General features: G+C 47.4%; 15 protein-coding genes and 1 riboswitch. Of the genes, 3 read left to right on the top strand and 12 right to left on the bottom strand.

The genetic code is table 11. The annotated features are described in order from the left end of the window. Window positions 1-93: 93 nt before the first annotated feature. From NSQ58_RS09165 to gcvH, 10 genes are all read right to left on the bottom strand, one after another. A complete protein-coding gene (locus NSQ58_RS09165; RefSeq protein ID WP_053325944.1) occupies window positions 94-1590 on the bottom strand; it encodes a methyl-accepting chemotaxis protein in 1497 nt (498 codons plus the stop codon). A gap of 286 nt (window positions 1591-1876) precedes the next feature. After that, on the bottom strand, window positions 1877-2518 hold the full coding sequence (locus NSQ58_RS09160) for a 50S ribosomal protein L25 (RefSeq protein ID WP_028542463.1): 642 nt from the start codon (window positions 2516-2518) through the stop codon (window positions 1877-1879). A gap of 231 nt (window positions 2519-2749) precedes the next feature. Next, a complete protein-coding gene (pulA, locus tag NSQ58_RS09155; RefSeq protein ID WP_341057214.1) occupies window positions 2750-5284 on the bottom strand; it encodes a type I pullulanase in 2535 nt (844 codons plus the stop codon). Between the two features lie 303 nt (window positions 5285-5587). Further along, complete coding sequence (gene cydC, locus NSQ58_RS09150; RefSeq protein ID WP_053325946.1) at window positions 5588-7243, bottom strand: thiol reductant ABC exporter subunit CydC; 1656 nt, start codon at window positions 7241-7243, stop codon at window positions 5588-5590. Continuing rightward, window positions 7236-9389, bottom strand: coding sequence for a DUF454 family protein (locus NSQ58_RS09145; RefSeq protein ID WP_341057212.1), 2154 nt, complete (start codon window positions 9387-9389; stop codon window positions 7236-7238). Before NSQ58_RS09145 ends, cydC begins: the two co-directional genes overlap by 8 nt. A gap of 214 nt (window positions 9390-9603) precedes the next feature. Continuing rightward, window positions 9604-10749: a mannitol-1-phosphate 5-dehydrogenase gene (locus tag NSQ58_RS09140; RefSeq protein WP_023989872.1), complete on the bottom strand. Its 1146-nt coding sequence runs from the start codon at window positions 10747-10749 to the stop codon at window positions 9604-9606. Continuing rightward, a complete protein-coding gene (locus tag NSQ58_RS09135; RefSeq protein WP_028542458.1) occupies window positions 10746-11180 on the bottom strand; it encodes a PTS sugar transporter subunit IIA in 435 nt (144 codons plus the stop codon). The genes NSQ58_RS09140 and NSQ58_RS09135 overlap by 4 nt, the downstream gene beginning before the upstream one ends. Further along, window positions 11177-13255, bottom strand: coding sequence for a BglG family transcription antiterminator (locus NSQ58_RS09130; RefSeq protein WP_341057210.1), 2079 nt, complete (start codon window positions 13253-13255; stop codon window positions 11177-11179). Before NSQ58_RS09130 ends, NSQ58_RS09135 begins: the two co-directional genes overlap by 4 nt. A 66-nt stretch (window positions 13256-13321) precedes the next feature. Next, on the bottom strand, window positions 13322-14800 hold the full coding sequence (locus tag NSQ58_RS09125) for a PTS mannitol transporter subunit IICB (protein ID WP_076265316.1): 1479 nt from the start codon (window positions 14798-14800) through the stop codon (window positions 13322-13324). Window positions 14801-15177: 377 nt separating this feature from the next. Further along, the gene (gene gcvH / locus NSQ58_RS09120) at window positions 15178-15576 is read right to left on the bottom strand and encodes a glycine cleavage system protein GcvH (protein ID WP_023989876.1); all 399 of its coding nucleotides are present in this window, start codon (window positions 15574-15576) and stop codon (window positions 15178-15180) included. A gap of 393 nt (window positions 15577-15969) precedes the next feature. Continuing rightward, window positions 15970-16068: riboswitch (glycine riboswitch) on the top strand. 176 nt (window positions 16069-16244) lie between these two features. Here gcvH and gcvT point away from each other — a divergent pair. The 3 genes from gcvT (at window position 16245) to gcvPB (ending at window position 20322) form a co-directional block, all read left to right on the top strand. After that, a complete protein-coding gene (gcvT, locus tag NSQ58_RS09115; protein WP_341057208.1) occupies window positions 16245-17345 on the top strand; it encodes a glycine cleavage system aminomethyltransferase GcvT in 1101 nt (366 codons plus the stop codon). Between the two features lie 128 nt (window positions 17346-17473). After that, a complete protein-coding gene (gcvPA, locus tag NSQ58_RS09110; protein WP_028542454.1) occupies window positions 17474-18829 on the top strand; it encodes an aminomethyl-transferring glycine dehydrogenase subunit GcvPA in 1356 nt (451 codons plus the stop codon). Then, the gene (gene gcvPB, locus NSQ58_RS09105; protein WP_316244098.1) at window positions 18826-20322 is read left to right on the top strand and encodes an aminomethyl-transferring glycine dehydrogenase subunit GcvPB; all 1497 of its coding nucleotides are present in this window, start codon (window positions 18826-18828) and stop codon (window positions 20320-20322) included. The genes gcvPA and gcvPB overlap by 4 nt, the downstream gene beginning before the upstream one ends. Window positions 20323-20441: 119 nt before the next feature. On the opposite strand, the gene ptsP is transcribed toward gcvPB, so the two are convergent. Continuing rightward, window positions 20442-22154, bottom strand: a complete 1713-nt coding sequence (ptsP, locus tag NSQ58_RS09100) for a phosphoenolpyruvate--protein phosphotransferase (protein ID WP_023989880.1) — start codon at window positions 22152-22154, stop codon at window positions 20442-20444. Next, entirely contained in the window at window positions 22147-22422 is a 276-nt protein-coding gene (locus tag NSQ58_RS09095; protein ID WP_013372579.1) for an HPr family phosphocarrier protein, read from the bottom strand. The genes ptsP and NSQ58_RS09095 overlap by 8 nt, the downstream gene beginning before the upstream one ends. Window positions 22423-22432: the final 10 nt, after the last annotated feature.

Raw genomic sequence — 22432 nt, 5'->3', positions numbered from 1 at the left:
TCATTTCCCTTCTTCAAACACAGTAAAAAACCGGAGAGTACCGCTAGATAGCGATAATCCCCGGATCTATAGTCCGATAATGAAGCATTTCGGTTATTTGCTTTTGCTGATTTCGGTAGGAATGTTGTCCTCCTTCTGATCATGTACCAGTTCTTTTAATTGGATAATCAACGCCTCCAGCTCACTAAACCCGGTCACCATATTGGAGGTTATATTTCGTTGCTCCTCTACTCCAGCCAAAATTTGTTCTGACGCTGCACTCGCTTGTTCCGTTACACTTGAAAATTCCGTCATTTCTTGAACAACCTGAGATGAGTATTGCTGCATGCTATTCGTACTGTTTTCCACATCTACGGCCTGCTGCAGCACTTTATTGGCATTTTGCAGGATATCCTCCAGTACAATTTCGGTCGAATGTGCCGATTCCATACTTTGCTGTAGCCTTTGCTGTCCCATATCAAATTGGTTAACGACAGAATCCATCTGAGTTCTCAGTTGAGTCAAGATACCTTCCATCGCCACCGAGGTGTTCCCTACCATTTCAGCCAAATTACGCACTTCTCCAGCTACGATGGCAAATCCTTTTCCATGCTCTCCCGCTCTGGCGGCCTCAATGGATGCATTCAAGGACAGCAAATTAGTTTGTTTTGAGATTTGAGTAATATCTTTAAGCATGGCAGACATGCTATCACTTTGTACTTTAAACTCGTCCAGTTCTTCTTTGGTACGACTCATGACCTGACCCAAATCCTTGATTTGAGACGTTAATGCCAGCAGTTGACTGCTCCCTCTGTCCCCGGCATTTTTCGTATCTTCGGAAAGCTGCTTCAGTTCTCGGGAATGATCAGCTACCTCTCGCACGTGCCGGTCAGATTGGGCCAAGTTATCCGTAACCTCGGTGATATTCGAAGCTTGCATTTCTACCCCTTTGGCAACCTCCTGAAACCCGATAGCGACTTCATGCGTCACGCTGCCCGTAGCATCCACTTGATTCCTAAATCGTTCTGTAAAGTTATGCAATCCAGCCACTGCTTGTTTAACTTGCTCAAACAGAAATTCAATTCGTTGCCTTGTAGCATCGATATCTTTATTTTGCTCTTCACTTTTCTTAAACTGCTTTTGATTTAACACCGATACCACTAACAGTAGCAAACCAATAAGTAAAACAATAATAAACTCATGCACATAGCGCAAAGAACCGGTAGCTGGGGGAACTGGGGGCGTACCGATTGTTATTTGCACAAAAATATTACAGAGATTTAAGGTCATAGCTACCAGAAAATATCGGTAAGACGGATACAGCAAAAACAAAGAGCAAATTAATATGGTGGTCACTACCTCGACGCTAGATAAGTTCAAAAATATACACATTAATACGCTAAAAAACGTAGTAATCCACGGAATAAGGCGGATTCCTTTCTTTTTCATATTCAGGATCGTTAAAACTGCCGCGACTACAAATCCTACACCATTAGATACCCACATCGAGGGATTAGATAATGCCGGGACGATGCCGCTCAAGGCCATAATCCAAAAAATAATGATCACCAATTTGTTTCTTTGCCACAACAATTCACTCGTTCTGTCCATGATTGTGTACGCGCTCCTTAGATATATATTAGGTATTTATAAAATAAAAATGTAAATGCCATACTTTATATATCGTCATATCAGAACACGTAGTGAATGAAAATCGTACAAACACTCCACATTCCCTTTAATTTCCAAATTACAACAGAACAATTTTAAAGGGAAAGAGTATGTAATCGTAAATAAATGAATGAATGCAAAAAATCGCCCCCAGACAGGGAGCGATTTTGAATTCATTTTTGATGATCTTCGCAATTGGAAAAGGTTCATATACCAACTGACAACATTAGGATTCCTTGTTTTCGGAAGCCTCTTTAGCGCCTTCGGTTGCCGCTGCATCACCTTCCACAGCAGCATTTTCCACTTCAACTGCACGCGGAACGATAATAGAAGCAAGCAGTTCTTCTTCAGGGACGTGCAGTGTTACTCCTTTAGGGAGTTTCAAGTCGCTAGCGCTCAGCTTGTCGCCAACATCCAGTGCGGATACATCCACCTCAATGGTAGATGGTAAATCAGCCGGAAGACCTTCGACTTCTACTTCCGTTTCCTGAACTTGCAGAATACCGCCTGTTTTTGTACCTACAGGTGTACCCTGATAATCAATAGAAACACGCACGCGAAGCGGTTTGTTTTTGGCAATTTTCAAAAAATCGGCATGCAACCATTGGTTGTCACGCTGTTGATAATCTTTAATAATAACTGGAATGGTTTCTCCACCCTCTACAGTGAGGTTGAACACCTCTGAACGTCCGGTTCTGACTACTTTATTAAATTCCTTGGCATCGACATGTACAGGGGTTCCTTCAAGCTCAGAGCCGTAAACCACAGCTGGAATCCGTCCTTTTAACCTCAATTCACGAATAGCCGAACCCTTCTTCTCTGTTCTCGGCTGGGCGGTCAGTTGAATACTTCCTCCATTAGAACTCATGATATACAACCTCCTTCAGGTTACCTTACAAATGATTTTCCTCCAAGAATCTTGCCTGTTTACCAGTCGTACTACAGGTTATAAGCCAGCAAGCTGGCAAAACTAAACAAGTCCATAATTCTATTTTACCCCTTTTTTCTGAAACTGACACACGTTTGCATAAAAAAATAGCATTTCTCGAAATGATCGAAAAATGCTACTTGCGTGTATATAGCGACCAAGCATACAAGTCTATCCGGCCCGATTATCATTTACCAGTAGCAAATATTCTTCTCTGCCACTATGAATCAATACCTGCATCACAGACTGGTTCGGGTCTATATCAATATATCGATCTGCCTCCACATCCTTAGCATCCCAGTGATTAAGCCGGACAATGTAGCCGATTCGCTGTATATCAGGGGCCACCTGAATACGCGCTACTGCACGACCATCATCCAAATCACGGAATTCGACATGTCCGTCGCGGTGCCCCGTTCCCCATACCCATACGTTCCAGCCAGTGTATTGCCGATCCGCACGCTCGTAGATCAGTTCAATCGTGCGAAATGGGGCGACTTCACTATCTTTTCCAAGCTGGACATCTGTCAACGCTATGGCTGTACCTGCAATTTCTTGATCTGTCCCTTCATCCGAGTCTTCCAATTCGTTCTCCGCCTGACGATTAGCCTGATCTTGTTCAGTCACAAATGAGACTCGTGCAGGTTCTTCCTGATCATATAACACCATCATCGACCAGCGTGATACGGTTACACGATGGCCTACGACTTCATACCGTGTCTCATTACCAGCCCCGTGTGCGTCCACGACCACATGCCAACGATCCGATTCCGCAGGCAATGCTATCGTCTGCTCTGCATCCGAGCCGTTATAAATCACCACAATATGATTCCAGGCATCACCGTTAGCATGGTGCCTCAAAGCAAAAGCCACCACATGCCCACTGCTTTGCAGCACTTCCATGTGCTGCTCCACCAGCTCACGATGATCCATTCGGAATGCCGGGTGGCTGCGTCGCAAAGCAATTAAGCCTTGGTAGTAATCAAACACTGGGCGAAACCTCGCCTTGTTATCCCAACGGATGGCATTGACTACATCTGAGCTTCGGTAGCTATTATGGTCTCCACATTTGGAGCGCAGCAGTTCATCCCCTGCATGAATAAAAGGAATACCTTGAGATGTGAGTACCATGCCGTTAGCTAACAGGGACTTGCGTACGGTTTCGTCCTCTAGCAAGTTATTTTCATCCAGTTCCCAATACGGGTCTGCTTCGGCAACAGCTTGTTCAGGTGTCCTCCCATCCTGTGGCTTCCCCTGCTCCCATTGTGGAAAACGACAATGCTCCCGCAAATGTCTTACCGTCAAAATTTTATCCCACAGATTGAGATTATCGTGGGCAGTTACATAATTGACGGTCTCCGATGGCTGAGCTGTGAAATCATGAATAGCCCCAAAAGCACCTTTAAGCGCCTGTTCCTCCTGATGTTCTGCCCCTGTGGCAAACCCGCTCCCAGTACCGTCGCTATCCCCCTTAATAGCAGAACGGTAGTTGTCGTTAAAAACAGCAAAGCCTTTGTCCCGTTGCGTTCCTTTTAGCGTAAGCAAGGGTTGCGGAGATTCTCCTCCCGTCCAAGGCTCACCATAGATAAGCAGATCCGAACGCACTTCAGAGCGAAGTTCTTGCGTAAGCTGCACCACGGTTGGGGTATCAATCAGACCCATCAGATCAAATCGAAAGCCGTCTATATGATATTCCTCTGCCCAATAGCGTAGTGAATCCTTGATATACTTGCGCACCATCGGACGTTCGGTTGCCACCTCATTACCTACCCCTGATCCATTGGTGAGCTGCCCTTGTTCATCTGTACGGTAATAATATCCAGGTACAACAGGCTCAAATGGCCCCTGTTCCACCGAATAAGTATGGTTGTACACAACGTCCATAATGACACCGATGCCGGCAGTATGCAAAGACTGTACCAGCAGTTTCAGCTCTCGTATGCGTGTCTCCGGATCAGCCGGATTGGAAGAATAAGACCCCTCCGGCACATTATAATGCTGCGGATCATAGCCCCAGTTATATTCAGTATCTAATTCCGCAAAGTCATTTACCGTATGAAAATCAGCTACTGGAAGCAAATGAACATGTGTAATGCCCAGCTCCAGTAGATGATCCAGCCCGATGCTGTTCCCCTCAGTATCCTTCAATCCCGTATACGTAAAGGCCTCAAACCGTCCCTGAGCAGCAAATAAGTCTTTTTTCCCCGTATTAAAATGGGTATCCATCGAAAAATCACGTACATGAAGCTCATAGAGAATGGCATCCGTCGGCCGCTTAAGTGTAGGCCCCACATCCAATTCCCATCCGTCCGGGTTGGTTTGAGCCAAATCAATGATCGCTGTACGCTGCCCGTTGGCTGATACCCCTGTGGCATATGGATCGGCAGCATAATGAATGGTGTTGTCCGCCCACTCCAGCCTGTACATGTAATAATATTTGTTCCAGTCCCCTTCCAGCTCTATAGACCATACACCTTGATCATCACGGCTCATGAGAAATTCCTGACCACCGCTGTGCTCCTGAACGTTCCCCTCCTGATCGTACACCCCCGCATCGTTATACAACGCTATATGGACCTGCTGCGCAGTCGGTGCCCATACCTTGAACTTGCTGCCCACAGGCGTATAAGTAAGACCCAAATCATAGCCTTCATATATGGGATATGTTGTGTGCTCAAGCTCTTTGAGCTGATTGAAATCTGACATTCCTGTTCACCACCCATTTCTGTACATCGGCTTACAGCCTCTGTTCATCCATCATTTATGATGTTTATGACTTGTCAATATACCTCAGGATTTTGTAAAATCTTCACCTAATAGGCTATCAAAATAAGACAAGCTTGAAAAGCTGGATGATTTAAATAAGGATGACGCTTCCATTTCAACGCACACTCCATTTTATGACAAAACCATGAACAGGCTACAGCTTTTGCCCTCAAGCATAACAATAATTTCCTAGATTTCATCACTTATCGCTAAATAAGTACGTTAAAAAACACGTTAGAAAAGTCAGGACAATCTACGGTTATCCATTTCAAAAATATCGTCTGCAATCCGCATGGTAGAACTTCGGTGCGAAACAAGGACAACCGTTTTATCTTGCTGCTGTTCCTTTAACGATTTTAAAATAATCGCCTCGTTCAGGCTGTCCAAATTGCTGGTAGGCTCGTCGAGCAGTAAGAGAGGCGCATTATGGACAAAGGCTCTCGCCAACCCCAAGCGTTGGCGTTCTCCACCGGACAGCCTGTCCCCTAATTCTCCAACTCGGCTGTCATACCCTTGAGGCAAGGTCATAATAAAATCGTGCACTGATGCCTTACGTGCTGCTTCCACAACCTGCTCATGTGTAGCATCAGGCTTTCCGATTTTGATATTAGCTGCAATTGAATCATCAAACAGGAACGTATGCTGGTCTACATAGCTCTGTAACCCTCTCAAATGTCGGGTTCCAATTTCCTTCAAATCGTGTCCGGATAGCAAAATTCCACCTTGCTGCGGGTCCCTAAATCGCATCATCAACTTCAGCAGCGTAGACTTACCAGAGCCGCTTTTACCCTGAATGCCTAGAATCCGCTTATGCGGTATCGTGAGACTTACATCATTCAGCACCGTTTGACCATCGTATGCAAAAGTCACCTTGTCTACTTGTACCCCAGTAAAGGCAACACTCATCCCTTCGATATTTTCCTCTACCTCCGGGGCTTCCTCCAATAGACTCAACACTCGTTCCCCGCTCGCCAGCGTTTGAAGCAAATTGTTGGACAAATTGCTCAGTGCGACGACAGGACCAAATGAACTAAACAGGGCAATGACAGAAATTAGCATACCTGTAAAGTCAACCTGACCATTAGACATACCGTACAATCCAGCCAGCAGCATCAAGAATGAGAATCCAACTACAGCCGCATCTGTGATGGCTCTTGTGATACCTTCATGATGCTTCAAGTCCTTCTGCTTGGCATCCAATTGATCCGTACGACGGTTAATCTCATTCAAACGTTGTTCTCCTTGCCCATATTGCACAATTTCCTTCATACCCCGTAAGCTGTCCAAAAAATAACTGCTCAGCTTGCCAAAGCTACTTCGGTATTCCATCCCCTGACGTTTGCCCATACGTGACGTGAGTAAAGGAATAAATAAACCGACAGTTAGGTAAGCAAGCGCAGCAAGCCAGCCTAATAGAGGCTCATAAGAACCGATAAAAAACACCATGAGTAGTGAAGTGATGATGCCGATCATAACAGGCGCTATCGTATGCGCATAAAATACTTCCAGTAGCTCAATATCACTCGTAATGAGTGAAATCAGATTCCCCTTGTCCTTGCCTTCCAATTTGGCTGGAGCGAGTCTGCGCAGGGCTTGAAGTACCTTATCACGCAGTACAGCCAGCAGCTTGAAAGCGAGATAATGACCACTCATTTGCTCGCCATAACGGAATACGCCGCGTAGTACGGCACAAACCACGATCGCCGTCAGCAAAAACGACATGGTGTAGCCTGTCGTGATGCCCGTTGCTGTAAGCAGAGCTAGGGCTCCAAACACTATAATGCCAATAGCACAAACAAAACCAAGCACTCCTGTAACAATCGTGATGAGTAGCACAGGTAAAAGAGGCCCCGCCAATACCAATAATTGGCCCATGATCCGTAATCCATGTCTACGCATATACAGCCCCTCCTTTTACAAACTGCTCTACCCGGTGTTGACTGAGATACATCTCCGCATAATGTCCCTGCTGGCTCAACAGCTCATGATGCGTTCCCGATTCTGCCACCAAACCGTTTTGCAGCACATAGATACAGTCGGATTGAACTACATTTTCCAGTCTGTGAGAGATAAGAATCACTGTTTTTTGACCTGCCAGCGCATGTATAACCTCCATAATGCCTTCCTCACTTTCACTGTCAATGTTAGAGGTGGCCTCGTCAAAAATGTACACACGACTATCATGCAGCAATGCTCTGGCTAGTGCTAGCCGTTGGCGCTGTCCTCCTGACAGATTTGCCCCTTGCTCCTCCAGTTCTGCTTCCAGTCCTCCTTCTGAAAGGATAAAATCATACAGCTTCACTTGTCGCAAAGCTTCCAGCATTTGTTGCTCATCCGCGTGCTCATTGCCCATTTTTAAATTTGCTTCCACTGTGCCTTTAAAAATATAGCTGTTAAAACCGATCCAGGTCATGTGACGCATGCGGCTTCCTTCTGAAATTTCGGTAAGCTCTTTTCCTCCAATCGTCAGACTTCCTCGATACCCCTCGTGATGCCCAACGATCAATCCGGCTACCGTACTTTTACCAGAGCCTGATTCCCCAACAATTGAAACAAAGATGCCCTGGGGAATATCCATGTATATATTTCGTAAGGTATCTCTTTCGTCGTAGGCGAAACTCACCTGTTCCAGTCGAATATCTGTGTTTTCTATGCTTTCTTGTCCTTGTATAAGATCCTCAGTACTCAACATTTGAAATATTTTGTCGCTTGCTGCCATTCCGTTCATGGCGATATGAAAGTAAGAACCCAGCAGACGCAGAGGAATGAAAAATTCTGCCGACAGCAAAACAATGATGATTGCTCCCGCCAAGCCAATATGGCCTGAAGAATATTCGCTTACCGCGACCAGTACACCCGCAGCGGCACCACCAAATGCGATAAGATCCATAATGGCCACGGAGTTAAGCTGCATAGTCAGCACTTTCATCGTCATTTTGCGAAAATCCTCCGCTGCTGTGTTCATTTCCTGATGTTTATCCTGGTCTGTTCCGTACATTTTGAGCGTAGTCAGACCTTGTACATTCTCCAAAAAGCTGTGGCCCAGATTGACGTAACTGCCCCAATATTTCCGAAAAAGCTTTTTAGCCATCCTCATAATGACAATGATCGACACTGGAATTAAGGGAACGCAGATCAACAGTATAATGGCTGCTTTGAAGCTGACAAAAGAGAGGGTGATGAATAACGTTACAGGGGCAAGCAGACTGTAAAATAGCTGAGGCATGTATCTACCGAAATAGGTTTCAAGCTGCTCTACCCCTTCTACAGCAACCTGTATAACCCCCGAGGTGGAGGTATGATCTGTATATGCGGGTCCCATTTTGAGCAACTTGCCGTAAATTTGCGAGCGCAGCGTTTTTTTAGCATTTACCGAAGCACGATAGGATAACATACTGGCTGCATAATTGCTCAGACAGCGAACTGCAATAGCAGCAATAACAATGACCGTCATAGATAGAATCAGCTTGCGAGTCACTTGTCCTTCCCATGCCTGCTGCATAACAAAGGCCATAGACAACACAGCGGCTATACTCCCCAAAAGACCGATCCACTGCACAAGCACACCCAATACGATATATTTCCGAGAATGTTCCACTAGACCGAGCAGACGGCTGTCGACCATTTTAGACCTTTTTTTCGGAGTAGGGGCAAGTGAAGATGAAGGCGTTATTTCTGCTGCAGCGTTTCTCACTGTTCCGATTCGGAATATAAAGTAATAATATTTAAAAAGGATGACCAAGACGATGAGCGCTTTGCCCCACATATTAGGGGTGAAAATAAAGCCTGTAATCAGCATCGCTGACGCTAAGCCCAATGTGGTGATTTTCGTAGACAGCTTCAACGACCTTGTTTGAACAAAACTCTCTAGATGCTTTTGGTACAGAGAGGTATTCGAAAACCACTGGTGAATCCTTTCGGACCCCCGCATAAAGAAAAAGGTCGCTAGCAGCAGAAACGGTGTAGTCGGTAGCAACGGTAGCACTACACCAATAACTCCAAGCGCCAAAAATAAAAACCCTAAGGTAATATAGATCGGTTTCACTATAATCCTCCCTAATAGTTATAATAGTAATGATTTCATTTTATAGATAATGATAATCATTATCAATATAAACAATTTAAGCAGGTTGTTATGTGATGTAAATCACGCATATAAAAATCCTCTTGAAGCACATCTCTACAGAACACGTTAGTGTTGATGTCGATGCTTTGTCTTCAAGAGGATTTCCGAGAATAGATGTTTATAATTCGTTGTTTTATGAATTTATAATATCATATTGCTCCAATATCTGCCGATGTAACGGGTGATCTGCGGTTATGGAAGTATAACGCGTTAGCGCCACACCCAGTCCCTCACTGCGGATCACCTGCTGAAGCTCGACTGCCTCGGGGTCCTCCGTAATATCAAATTTACAGGCAGCCGCCATTCCTAACGCCAGATGATCCGTCGGGATGCCATACTCCTGCGCTTGGAGCGCGGGACGTACAAGACGATCATTTGGAGACAGCTTGCGCAACGGTGAACGTCCGACTCGAGTAACATCGTCTGTCAGATTAGGATTGCGGAAGCGATCCAAAATTTTAGAGATGTACTTCTTATGCTCCCCTTGATCCAAACCGAAGCGCTTCACAAGCACTGCTCCTGTCTCCTCCAGTGACCCTTGTATCGAATCCACCACCTTGCTATCCTTCATGGCCTCCTGGATGGTAGCATAACCTGCGGTATAACCAAGATAGGCTGCCACGCAATGCCCCGTATTCACCGTGAACAGCTTTCGTTCAATGTAAGGCTCTAGATCCTGCACGTACAGGATGCCTTCGATTTCTTCATGCTCAGGTGCCATTTGTGAACGATCCACCACCCACTCGTAAAAAGGCTCTACCTGCACATGTAACGGGTCCTCGTGGTGTTGGATCGGCACAATCCGGTCTACAGCAGCATTGGGGAAATATACCGAAGCCTCTGCCTTGGCACGAGTCGCCTCATCCAGTAGCGCAAAAACATGCTCTTTCAGTTGGGCGCTGCCTCCGATTGCATTTTCGCAAGCAATCACATGCAGCGGGCCTGCCCCTCGCTCCACCCGCCGCGCTATTCCCTCGGCAATACCTGCTGCAATATGCCTGAGGATGCTAACCCCTACCGCGGTCGTTACCAGATCAGCATGGTCTACCGCATCCGCTACAGCGGATGCATCTCTGCCGTCAATCGCCGTTACATTCGTGACCAGCTCCGTATCCTTTGTATCATTGGCTAGCTCTACGGTGTATTGTTTACGACGACGTAACTCGGATACAAGGGTGTCGTTGACATCTGAAAAGACAACCTCATAGCCTGCACGCGACAGAATCAATCCGATAAAGCCGCGACCAATATTTCCTGCTCCAAAGTGGACGGCTCTCATAGCTCCATCTCACTTTCGAACAGATCTATAATTTCCTGTGGGGTCACCGCGTTGCGAAGTTTATCCATATTTTCTTCCTCCGCACACACCACAGCGATACTCGTCAAAATCTCCATATGATCGCCGCCTTGTGCTGCAATGCCGATTACCATGTATGCTTTTTCTTCCCCAAAATCTATGCCTTGTGGAAACTGAACGATGGAGATGCCTGTGGATTGAATAAGCATCTTGGATTCCTTGGTGCCATGTGGAATAGCCAACCCGTTCCCGATATAGGTGGACACGATCTCCTCGCGTTCCAGCATCTTGTCAATGTACTCACTTGAAATATGTCCTGCATCCAGCAGGATTTGTCCAGCCATACGAATCGCCTCATATTTGTCTTTGGCGGTTGCGTTCATTTTTACTTTGTCTATCGTCATAATACTCACGGTAGGTTCCTCCCTGTCCCTAATTTACTGTGGAAAAATTCAGCTAGCTCACTCGATATATAATTGACAATATGATCCCTGCTACCGTGTTCCAGTAGCGTAACCATATCTTCCTGCAAGAGTAATGCACTAATCTCGCTCAATACCTCCAAGCTTTCTCTCGGCAACTCACGAGGTCCCAACATGAGCAGCACGCATTCTACTTGTTCGTCTGTATCCGCCAACAGCGGTTCTGCCAGCTTATACAAGGTAAGCGAAGGCTTGCGAATATAGTGGCTGCGCGTATGAACTAAAGCAATGGAGGTATCAGAGATCACCTGACTACCTTGGCGCTCTCTTTCCATGAGCTGTGCAGCAACCGCAGAAGGCTCTGTAACATTTCCCCGCCCCGCCTCCAACATGCATATAGCCTCTACGGTCGCCGCCATATCCATCCCCTGATTTTCCAGTGGATACACTTGAAATTGCTGTACAATGTGTACAATTTCCTCGAGACTTTTCCGCAGACCGGTAAGCCACTCCATATCCTGACCAGGCTGAACAGCCTGTTCCTGCTGATGGTCATTGGGATGATTGAGTGTAATATGCTGGATGAATTGACGCAGGCGATCACTCTCCTCCTGCGTCAGCAACGGGCTGATCTTAAGATACCGATCCGGTTCAAGCGGTAGCTCTACTGTCGAAATGATCAGATCATAATCCTCCTTGGGAATCCGCGCCGCCTCGTACCATGAAGCCCTATCCACAATTTTGATCTGTGGGAGCTCTTTGGCGAGCCTTGTTGCCAAAAGTCTGGATGATCCAATGCCGCTCGTGCAGACTACGATGGCCCGCACCTCCCGCCGCAATTGTCGTAGCCGCTCCAGCGAAGCGCCGAAATGCATGACGAGAAATCCGATCTCTTCATCTGGCACTTTCATTTCTGTCATGTCCGCCGCAGCCTTTTTCACTGAGTCGAATAAGCTGCTGTAGTCCTTACGTATTTGCTGAAGGAGGGGGTTACGAATCGACCTGCCTTCCTTCAAACGTTTGAACACCGGGGCCATGTGGGCAATCAGTCCTTCACGCAGAACACGGTCCTCTTCCAATGGCGTGCCTGTCTCTTCCTCCACACGACGAATCAACTCATGAACCGATTCCAGCAGTACGAGATCATCCAGCGGTAGTAGCCGGGTGGAGTGATCCTCGGCATCACGAAACAGTAGCCTGAGATAAGATCGTTCCGGCTCTGGAAATTCAATATCCAGCGCCTCTGACAACTCCGTGCATATGCGTTCCACCATAGCTGTGCGAAGCATGATATTTTCATCTGAATCTGTTTTTAAATACGAGAGAAGAGGATCTATAACATACCCGAGTCGCAGACGTACCAGCGAAACGCAAATTTGAATCAGCAGCTCCATGTATTTGCTTTCCACCATGTTTTCCAACCATTTTTCATGGGGCTGCCAGAGGGCCTTTTCCACAATCAGCAGGTTATCTCTGCCAATCATCTCCAGCAACTTGTCGGCGACACGGGTTACAGAACGAAGTTCTTCCCGGGCTGAAAACAGATCGGATTCATCCAAATATTCGAGAGCCAGCTCGGAAATCGCCCGTCTTTTGTCTGTCTCCCGCCCTGTAATCTCGACCCCGTACCCCCGTCTGCGCACAAGCATGAGTCCACGTTCCCCAATCCAGCCTTGTAATTCGTCCAGATCATGACTGACCGTAGTTACCGTGACTTTCAAGTCCGAAGCCAGCGCCAGCAGCTTGATCGGCTCCCGTGTATCCAGCAGCATGCAGAGAACCACGATCTTTCTCTCCTCAGCCGAATATTCGTCTGACTTCGTATGCAGCAATTGCCTTCGCAGGCATACAAGCTGAGCTGGGTCAGCATCTATACAGATACCAATCCCTGACTTTTTCTCCAACTTCACCTCAAGAGCTGCCAGCCAATGCTCGACTGCGCCCAGTTCCCGATGAACCGTCCTTGTGCTGACATTGATCTTCGTGGCAATTTCCCCGGCTGTAACCTCTTTGGACTGCTCCAGAAGATATTCCACGATGTCACGTTGTCGTTTCGTAATATTCATAAGCGCATACCGTTCCTTCCCAAGCTCATCCCTCCAGCAGGAGACGTACACTGCATACGACGGGGATTAAGAATCGGATTTCAGACGTTCAACCAGCGCTTCGTATTCAGGGCTCTTCAGAAAATTGTCAATGGAAATGTGCTCAGCATTCGGGGCTACTGTTTTAGCCCGGTCTGTCAACGTTTTTTGCGTAATGACAATATCCGCATCCTGTGGAATTTCACTGATTGCCGTATTCGTAACTGTTACGCCTACACCCGCCTGCTTCATTTTTTTGCGTAAAATCGAGGCGCCCATAGCGCTTGAGCCCATACCTGCATCACAGGAAAAGACGATCTTGTTCACTTCGGATTTATCCTTGAGCGTTCGAGCTGCGGCAATCTCAGCAGCACGTTCAGATTCGTAGTTATCTTCCATTACAGTGGCGTTAGCACTTGCACTCTTGCTTTGATTTTTCATATCTTTCAGGCGGGATGCAGCTTCCTCCAGCCCCTCTTCTTTTTGCTTACTAGTCTTGAGTAACACTGCGGCAACAGCAAAGGATACGACCGCAGCAGCGATCACCCCGCTCAGCATTGGCAAATATCCGCCTTTTGGCGTCATTAGAAAATAGGCGATGATGCTGCCCGGTGAAGGAGCAGCAACCAGTCCGGCACCTGTCAACATAAAACAGAAGGTTCCCACAACGCCCCCAGCTATAGCAGCAAGAATCAAAATCGGCTTCATCAAAATATAAGGGAAATAAATTTCATGAATCCCGCCGAAAAAATGAATGATGACCGCTCCAGGAGCCGATGACTTCGCAGAGCCTTTGCCGAACAGGCAGTAGGCTAGCAAAATACCGAGCCCCGGCCCAGGGTTGGATTCCAGCATAAACAGTACGGATTTTCCTGTTCTTGCAGCTTCCTCTAACGCAATCGGACTCAATACTCCGTGATTCAGCGCGTTGTTTAAAAATAATACTTTTCCGGGCTCAATAATGAGGTTGACAAGCGGCAATAGCCCTGCGTTCACGAGGAACTGTACCCCTGCCGACAACACTTGACTGATCATTTGTACAATCGGACCAATCGCCACATGGGCAAGCAGCGCTAGAATGGCACCGATAATTCCGGCCGAAAAGTTATTGACCAGCATTTCAAAGCCTGATCTGACTTTGCCTTCAATGGCCTTGTCGAACTTCTTCAATATCCACGCAGCCAGCGGACCAGCTACCATCGCGCCCAGGAACATCGGGATATCGGCTCCCACTATGACACCCATCGTCATAATGGCACCAATCACACCTCCACGCTGTCCGTGAATCATCGTGCCCCCTGTATAACCGATCAGTAACGGCAACAAATAATTTTTCATCGGGTCAACCAATTGTGCAAAACCTTCATTCGGGAACCATCCGGTCGGAATAAAGAGTGCCGTAATCAGCCCCCACGCAATAAATGCTCCCATATTGGGCATAACCATACCGCTAAGAAAACGGCCAAAACGCTGTACGGCGACACGAGTGCCTCCTTTTGAACTTGGCTTTGCGTCCAATGTACTCATATTCAAATCCTCCTTGTAGGTAAGCATCACTACCTTTTCTTAAAATTCATACTAAATGACAGCGCTATCTTCATCAACGAAATGAAAACGTACTTTCGTCATGAACGTTGATGACAACATTTAAATTTAAATTATCCGGGAAGGTATTATACCTGCATAATTCTTCTTAATATGACCTGTAGCTATAGAAATTAGTCGAAAAACCGTGCTGGATTATGTATGATTCTTATATGGGGACAACCCTCTAAATCAGAATAAAACACGTAATTACGCTTGCAAAAAGACAAAAAAATAGCCGCTACGTCAAATCATAGCGACTATTTTATACAAAAATCGAGCAGACAAATAACCCTCTTACTCCATACTACAATGCTCCATTACTGCTCATCGGAAATCAACTGCTCATACTGATCCGCAGACAGTAGCTTGCCCAAAGCTTCCTCCACATCTTTATCCATCTCTACTTCGATCATCCAACCTTTTTCATAGGGAGATTCATTCACTAGCTCAGGTGTACTTTCCAGCGTTTCATTCACTTTTAGTATGGTTCCCGTCACCGGAGCAAAAAGGTCGGATACTGTCTTCACCGATTCAATCGTACCGATCTCCGCTCCCTGCTCAATCGTTGCTCCCGCCTCAGGTAATTCTACAAAAACAATATCACCCAGTTGATGCTGTGCAAAGTCTGTAATACCAATCCGTACCGTTCCATTCTCTGTCCGCTGAACCCACTCATGTTCGTCTGTATACCAAAGTTGCTGCTTTACTTCACCCATTCTGTTCCCCTCACTTCCATATGAATAAAATCGCTTTTGCTCACTGTACTAGACAGGTTAAGATTATGACAACAAGAACACTCATGTCAATAATACTAACAAAAATACTTCATATCACCTCATATAGCGTACTATATAAAAATATGATAGCTTATAACAAACGCTTACATATCCTTATTTATATATTAAATGTTTTTTCTATTGTTTTTGATGACATTTTTATTGACATTTTGAATGAATTTGCGTATTAATGGGTTATAGCAAATGCTTTGGGAAACACCCCGACAACTGCAAACGCGGATGAACGCGGAGGGAGAGACTGCCAAAAAGATTCGCATAGCTGTTGCCGCTTGTGAGACATAAGTGCACGCGAATCGGATCAGGTTGTTATCTGCAAAGCCAGGTAATATACCGTTGATCCCGAAGGTAGCGCCGAAGGAGTAAACCTGCATTGCAGGTGAATCTCTCAGGCAAAAGGACCTCTGCCGGACGCATCTCTGGAGAGCATTCGCTATTGGAGCGGATCACCCAAGGGGAAACCCGGTACATACCGGGGTAACTTTCTGGTATCAAGGACAGAGCTGAAAAAAGAGTGTAGACTGCCGTCTATACGTTTTTTTCGGCCTGTCTTTTTTGTTTAGCCGATCACACCGGATAGGAGTGGAATAATGACTAATTTGCGAAAAACACCGCTATATTCGTCCTACGGGACGCAGTCTGGGGTTCGTTGTATTGACTTTGGCGGCTGGGAGCTCCCGGTTCAGTTTAGCGGCATTCAAAAGGAGCATGAGGCCGTCCGGCAACGTGCGGGTTTATTCGATGTATCGCATATGGGCGAATTTTTGGTTGAAGGCAAAGAGGCCGAAGCTTTTCTGCAAAGGGTGACCACGAATGATGTCAGCCAGTTGGAACCAGGTCAGGCACAATATTCACTCCTGTGTTACCCCGATGGAGGGGTAGTAGACGACCTACTTGTTTACTGCAAAGGACCGGAGCACTACATGCTCGTTGTGAACGCCTCCAACATCGATAAGGATTGGGATTGGCTAATTCGTCATATGCCTACATCCGTTCACATGGAGAATGTGTCTGATGCGATAGCATTGCTGGCGTTGCAAGGACCGGAGGCAGCACGTATTGCCGCAGCCGTGGCAGATACGGACATTACGAATCTGGCATCTTTCCGCTTCCATGAGAACGTGCCATTGTTCGGAGCAAAAGCACTGGTCTCACGAACCGGATATACGGGCGAAGACGGTTTTGAATTTTATGTACCTGCTGCAGAAGCACCAGCCGTATGGGAGGGTTTGCTTCGTTCCGGTGAGTCATATGGGCTGATTCCCGCTGGACTTGGTGCTCGGGATACACTACGCTTTGAGGCACGATTGCCGCTGTACGGTCAGGAGTTATCTGCCACGATTTCACCACTCGAAGCTAGTCTAGGTTTCTTCGTCAAGCTGAATAAAGGAGATTTTATCGGTAGAGAAGCACTGCAACGTCAGAAAGAACAAGGGATTCCTCGCAAATTGATCGGGCTGGAAATGATTGATCGCGGTATCCCACGCGCCCATTACCCGGTATTCGCAGAAGGACAACACATTGGTGAGGTCACAACGGGGACTCAGTCGCCCACCTTGAAGCGTAATCTGGGCCTCGCCTTGGTGGACAGTCGTTTTAGCGCCCTCTCCACACCGTTGGAGGTTGAGATTCGTGGCAAACGCCTGCGTGCCGAGGTGGTGGCAGCACCCTTTTATAAACGCCCGCGCTGATCTTAAACTCTTTTTATTTCTATAAAGCAAATATGTCAGATATGAACTTCTGGGTTTTTCATCTCACACACTTTTTTATTAGCTAATTTACGATCTAAAATCTTGCTTTTCGAAAGGAGTCAGAACCTATGAAGCAGCATCGTTATCTCCCTATGACTGAACAGGATCAAACCGAAATGCTGCGTGTGGTGGGTGTATCATCCATTGATGATTTATTCAGTGACATTCCAGAGGCCATTCGATATCAAGGGGAACTGCCTCTCTCTTCTCGACTCGATGAGAAAGCCTTAACCCGCCACTTGGCCGAGCTGGCCGGACACAACGCCAATACAGACACACATGCCAGCTTCCTTGGCGCAGGAATTTATGATCATCATATTCCGTCCGTCATCCAGCACATCACTTCACGCTCGGAATTCTATACAGCCTACACCCCCTATCAGCCGGAAGTAAGCCAAGGCGAGCTACAAGCCATTTTCGAGTTTCAGTCGTATATTTGCGAATTGACGGGCATGGCTGTAGCTAATGCCAGCATGTACGACGGAGCGACTGCACTGGCGGAAGCGGGCTCACTGTCCGCCGCAGCTACCCGCCGTAAACAGCTTATCGTATCAAGGTCCGTCCATCCGGAGGCACGTCAGGTATTGGCAGCCTATGCACGCGGATTGGATTTGGACATCGTGGAAATCGGCTGTTCGGACGGCGTAACGGATGCTGATGCGCTAGCGGCGGCCGTATCGGAACAGACCGCGGCTGTTTTGGTCCAAAGCCCCAACTTTTTCGGAGCCGTGGAAAACCTGAAGCCGATGGCTGACCTCATCCATGCGCACAAAGGTCTTTTGGTCGTCAGTGCCAATCCACTGGCACTTGGCTTGCTGGAAACACCCGGCAAACAGGGCGCGGATATTGTGGTAGGAGATGCGCAGCCACTTGGCATCTCCTCTTCTCTCGGCGGTCCGACCTGTGGATACTTTGCCGTTTCTCAGGCCCATATGCGCCGTATCCCCGGCCGTATTGTGGGTCAGACCACAGACCGCAACGGTAAACGCGGCTTCGTGCTGACCTTGCAAGCGCGGGAACAGCATATCCGCCGCGAAAAGGCCACCTCTAACATTTGCTCCAACCAAGCGTTGCTAGCTTTATCTGCATCTGTATACTTGTCTGTCATGGGTAGACAGGGGATCAAGGAAGTAGCCGAGCTAAATTTGCATAAAAGCCGTTATGCTTTAGAGCAATTGCTGAGCTTGAAGGGTGTAACTGCCTCGTTTAACGCACCAACCTTTAATGAGTTTGCCCTTAGACTGCCTGAGGGTACGGATATGAGCAAACTCCAGGCCGAGCTGCTAGCTGCTGGATTTATCGCTGGCTACGATTTGGGCCGGGACTATGAGGAACTTGCTGGTCACATGTTGATTGCCGTGACGGAGCAAAGGACCAAAGAAGAGATTGACCAATTTGTACACACCTTGGGGGGATTGCTATGACACGCACCGGACAGGATCAGAAACAAGGGCTGTTGAAGGAACACGATCAAGCGCTCATTTTTGAATTGAGCCGTCCGGGTCGTATCGCCTATTCCCTTCCCGAGTGCGACGTTCCCCGTCGCCCGGTGGCAGAGCTTTTGCCAGATTATGCGCTGCGCAGCGAACCTGCGGCATTACCCGAGGTATACGAAGTAGACGTTATTCGGCATTATACTGCCTTGTCCCGGCGCAATTTCGGCGTGGACAACGGATTTTATCCGCTCGGCTCCTGTACGATGAAATACAATCCGAAAGTGAATGAGGATGTCGCCCGATATACAGGCTTCGCCAAAATCCATCCATATCAGCCCGAGGAGAGCATCCAGGGTGCCATGGAGCTGCTGTATACGCTCCAAAATGATTTGGCTGCGTTAACTGGCATGGATGCCGTCACGCTTCAGCCCGCCGCGGGCGCCCATGGCGAATGGACCGGGCTGATGATGATTCGCTCATACCACGAAGCACGTGGTGAGCGACGTACCAAGGTGCTCGTGCCGGATTCCTCGCACGGAACGAACCCCGCCAGCGCAACCGTCGCGGGCTTCGAAACAGTCACCCTTCCCTCCACCCCTGAGGGGCTGGTGGATCTGGATGCGTTACGTCAAGCCGTAGGCAACGACACCGCGGCGCTCATGCTGACCAATCCGAACACGCTTGGGCTGTTCGAGAAGCAAATCACTGACATTGCTGCCATCGTGCATGACGCGGGTGGTCTGCTCTACTATGACGGGGCGAACTCCAACGCCATCATGGGGATTACCCGTCCCGGAGATATGGGCTTCGATGTAGTACATCTCAATTTGCACAAAACGATGAGTACCCCGCACGGCGGCGGTGGCCCCGGCGCTGGGCCTGTCGGCGTAAAGCAACGGCTCATCCCTTATTTACCCAAGCCACTTGTCGTACGGGATCCGCAGGGGGTGTACCACTGGGACCGGGAACAGGGAGATTCTATTGGACGGGTTAAAGCCTTTTACGGCAACTTCGGTATTCTCGTCCGTGCCTATGCCTATATCCGTAGCTACGGTCCTGACGGCTTAAAGCGTGTATCGGAATGCGCTGTGCTCAATGCCAATTACATGATGCATCGGCTCGCTCCACATTTTGACCTGCCCTACCCTGGACATTGCAAACACGAATTTGTCATGTCAGGGCGAGGCTTGAAAAAATTTGGAGTGCGTACGCTTGATGTAGCCAAACGGCTGCTTGATTTCGGCTACCATCCGCCTACAATTTACTTCCCTCTGAATGTAGAGGAATGCATCATGATCGAGCCCACAGAGACGGAAAGTAAGGAGACACTTGATGCTTTTGTCGACACTATGATTCATATTGCGCGGGAAGCAGAAGAGAACCCTGAGCTGGTGCTCAATGCACCATATACTACTCCAGTCACACGATTGGACGAAACTACCGCAGCTCGCAAACCTGTACTGAATTGCTCATGCAGTTAAAAACAAATTCTACTTAAAGCATGCAAAAAAGCCGGTATCTATTAGATACCGGCTGCTGTATGTACACAGCAATTTTTTTGTTGGAAAAAGATATAACCTTTGAAATGTAATACCCTTCCTTAACCTTCGATGCTTTGAACCAATTCAACAACCTGTTCTGCTGTTTGCATGTCCAGAGCTTTTGTAGCCAGTTTTTCCATGTCCGCACGGGACAACTTGGAGATTTGACTACGTGCTGGCAGAATGGAAGTTGCGCTCATACTGAACTCATCAAGTCCCAGACCCAGCAGCAACGGAATTGCTGTTGTATCTCCTGCCATTTCGCCACACATACCAACCCAACGTCCTTCACGGTGAGCGGCATCAATAACCATTTTCACCAGACGCAGAATGGATGGATTGTATGGTTGATACAGGTAAGAAACCCGCTCGTTCATGCGATCCGCTGCCATTGTGTATTGAATCAGATCGTTTGTACCGATACTGAAGAAATCCACTTCTTTTGCGAATTGGTCAGCCAATACCGCTGTAGAAGGAATTTCTACCATGATGCCCAGCTGAATTTCTTCAGATACGGATACACCCTCGGTTACCAACTTTTCCTTTTCTTCCAACAAAACAGCTTTAGCTTCACGGAATTCGTTCAGCGTAGCAATCATTGGGAACATGATGCGCAGGTTACCATGCACACTCGCACGCAACAAAGCACGCAATTGAGTGCGGAAAATATCCTGGCGATCCAGACACAGACGAATAGCACGGAATCCGAGGAACGGATTCATTTCTTTCGGCAGGTCCAGATAAGGAAGTTCTTTGTCGCCACCGATGTCCAAAGTACGAACTACAACCGGTTTACCTTCCATTCTTTCCAGAACGGTTTTGTACGCCGTATACTGTACTTCTTCGGATGGAAGCTTATCGCGTCCCATGTACAAGAACTCCGTACGGTACAAGCCAACGCCTTCACCACCGTTGTCCAGAACACCAGCTACATCATTAGGCGTACCAATATTGGCTGCCAGTTCGACATGGACACCATCGACAGAAACCGTAGCTTCGCCGCGCAGCTTACGCCACTCTTCGCGTTGCTTGTCGTATGCCACCTGTTTAGCACGGTATTCCGCAACAATCTCTTCGGTAGGGTTCACGAATACGTGACCATCCAAACCATCAACGATAATCAAATCACCGCTTTTAGCTTGAGACAATATATTTTTCGTTCCCACAACTGCAGGAATTTCAAGTGAGCGAGCCATAATAGCCGAATGCGAAGTACGTCCGCCGATGTTCGTTGCAAAACCTTTAACAAATTCACGGTTCAGCTGAGCTGTGTCGGAAGGTGTCAAATCTTCTGCAAGCACAATCGTTTCTTCGGCAATTTCTGCAGGACTAACAAAATGAACACCAAGCAGGTGATTCAGGATCCGCTTGGTTACATCACGCATGTCCGATGCGCGTTCTTGCAAATAGGCACTTTTCATGTTTTCAAACATGGAAATGAACTGTGTAGCTACTTCATTCAAAGCATAGTCAGCATTAAGCTGCTCGTCTCTGATTTTAGCTTTAACCGGATCGATCAATTCAGGATCATTCAGGATGAGCAGGTGAGATGCAAAAATTTCTGCTTTTTTCTCTCCCAGCTCCTGAAGCGTTTTCTCCTTAATCGATTCCAATTCGGTTTGAGATTGTGCCAAAGCCGCATCCAATCTCGCGATTTCAGCTTCAACATCACCAACCGCGCGTCTCTCTACAGCGTAATTCGGATGCTCCAAGATAAACGCCCGGGCAATGGCTATGCCTGCCGAAGCGGCAATCCCGGAAATTTTAAGCATGAACTTCGCCCAGCCCTTCGTTAACGATTACATTTTCAAGAGCTTTCAGTGCTTCGGCAGCTTCAGCGCCTTCGCAGATAATGTTAATAGTATCGCCTTGTTCCAGACCCAGGGACAATACACCCAGAATGGATTTCAAAGTTACTTTTTTACCGTTAGCTTCGGCAAAAGATTCAGCACCGCTGAATTTGTTAGCTGTATTTACCAGCGCAGTTGCAGGACGTGCATGGATACCGTCTTCATCCGTAATTCTAAAAGTTGTTTGCATAATTTGTTCC

This window comes from Paenibacillus sp. FSL M7-0134 (assembly GCF_038007865.1).
Classification (GTDB): domain Bacteria; phylum Bacillota; class Bacilli; order Paenibacillales; family Paenibacillaceae; genus Paenibacillus; species Paenibacillus polymyxa_B.
This window is presented reverse-complemented; position numbering and strand designations above follow the sequence as displayed.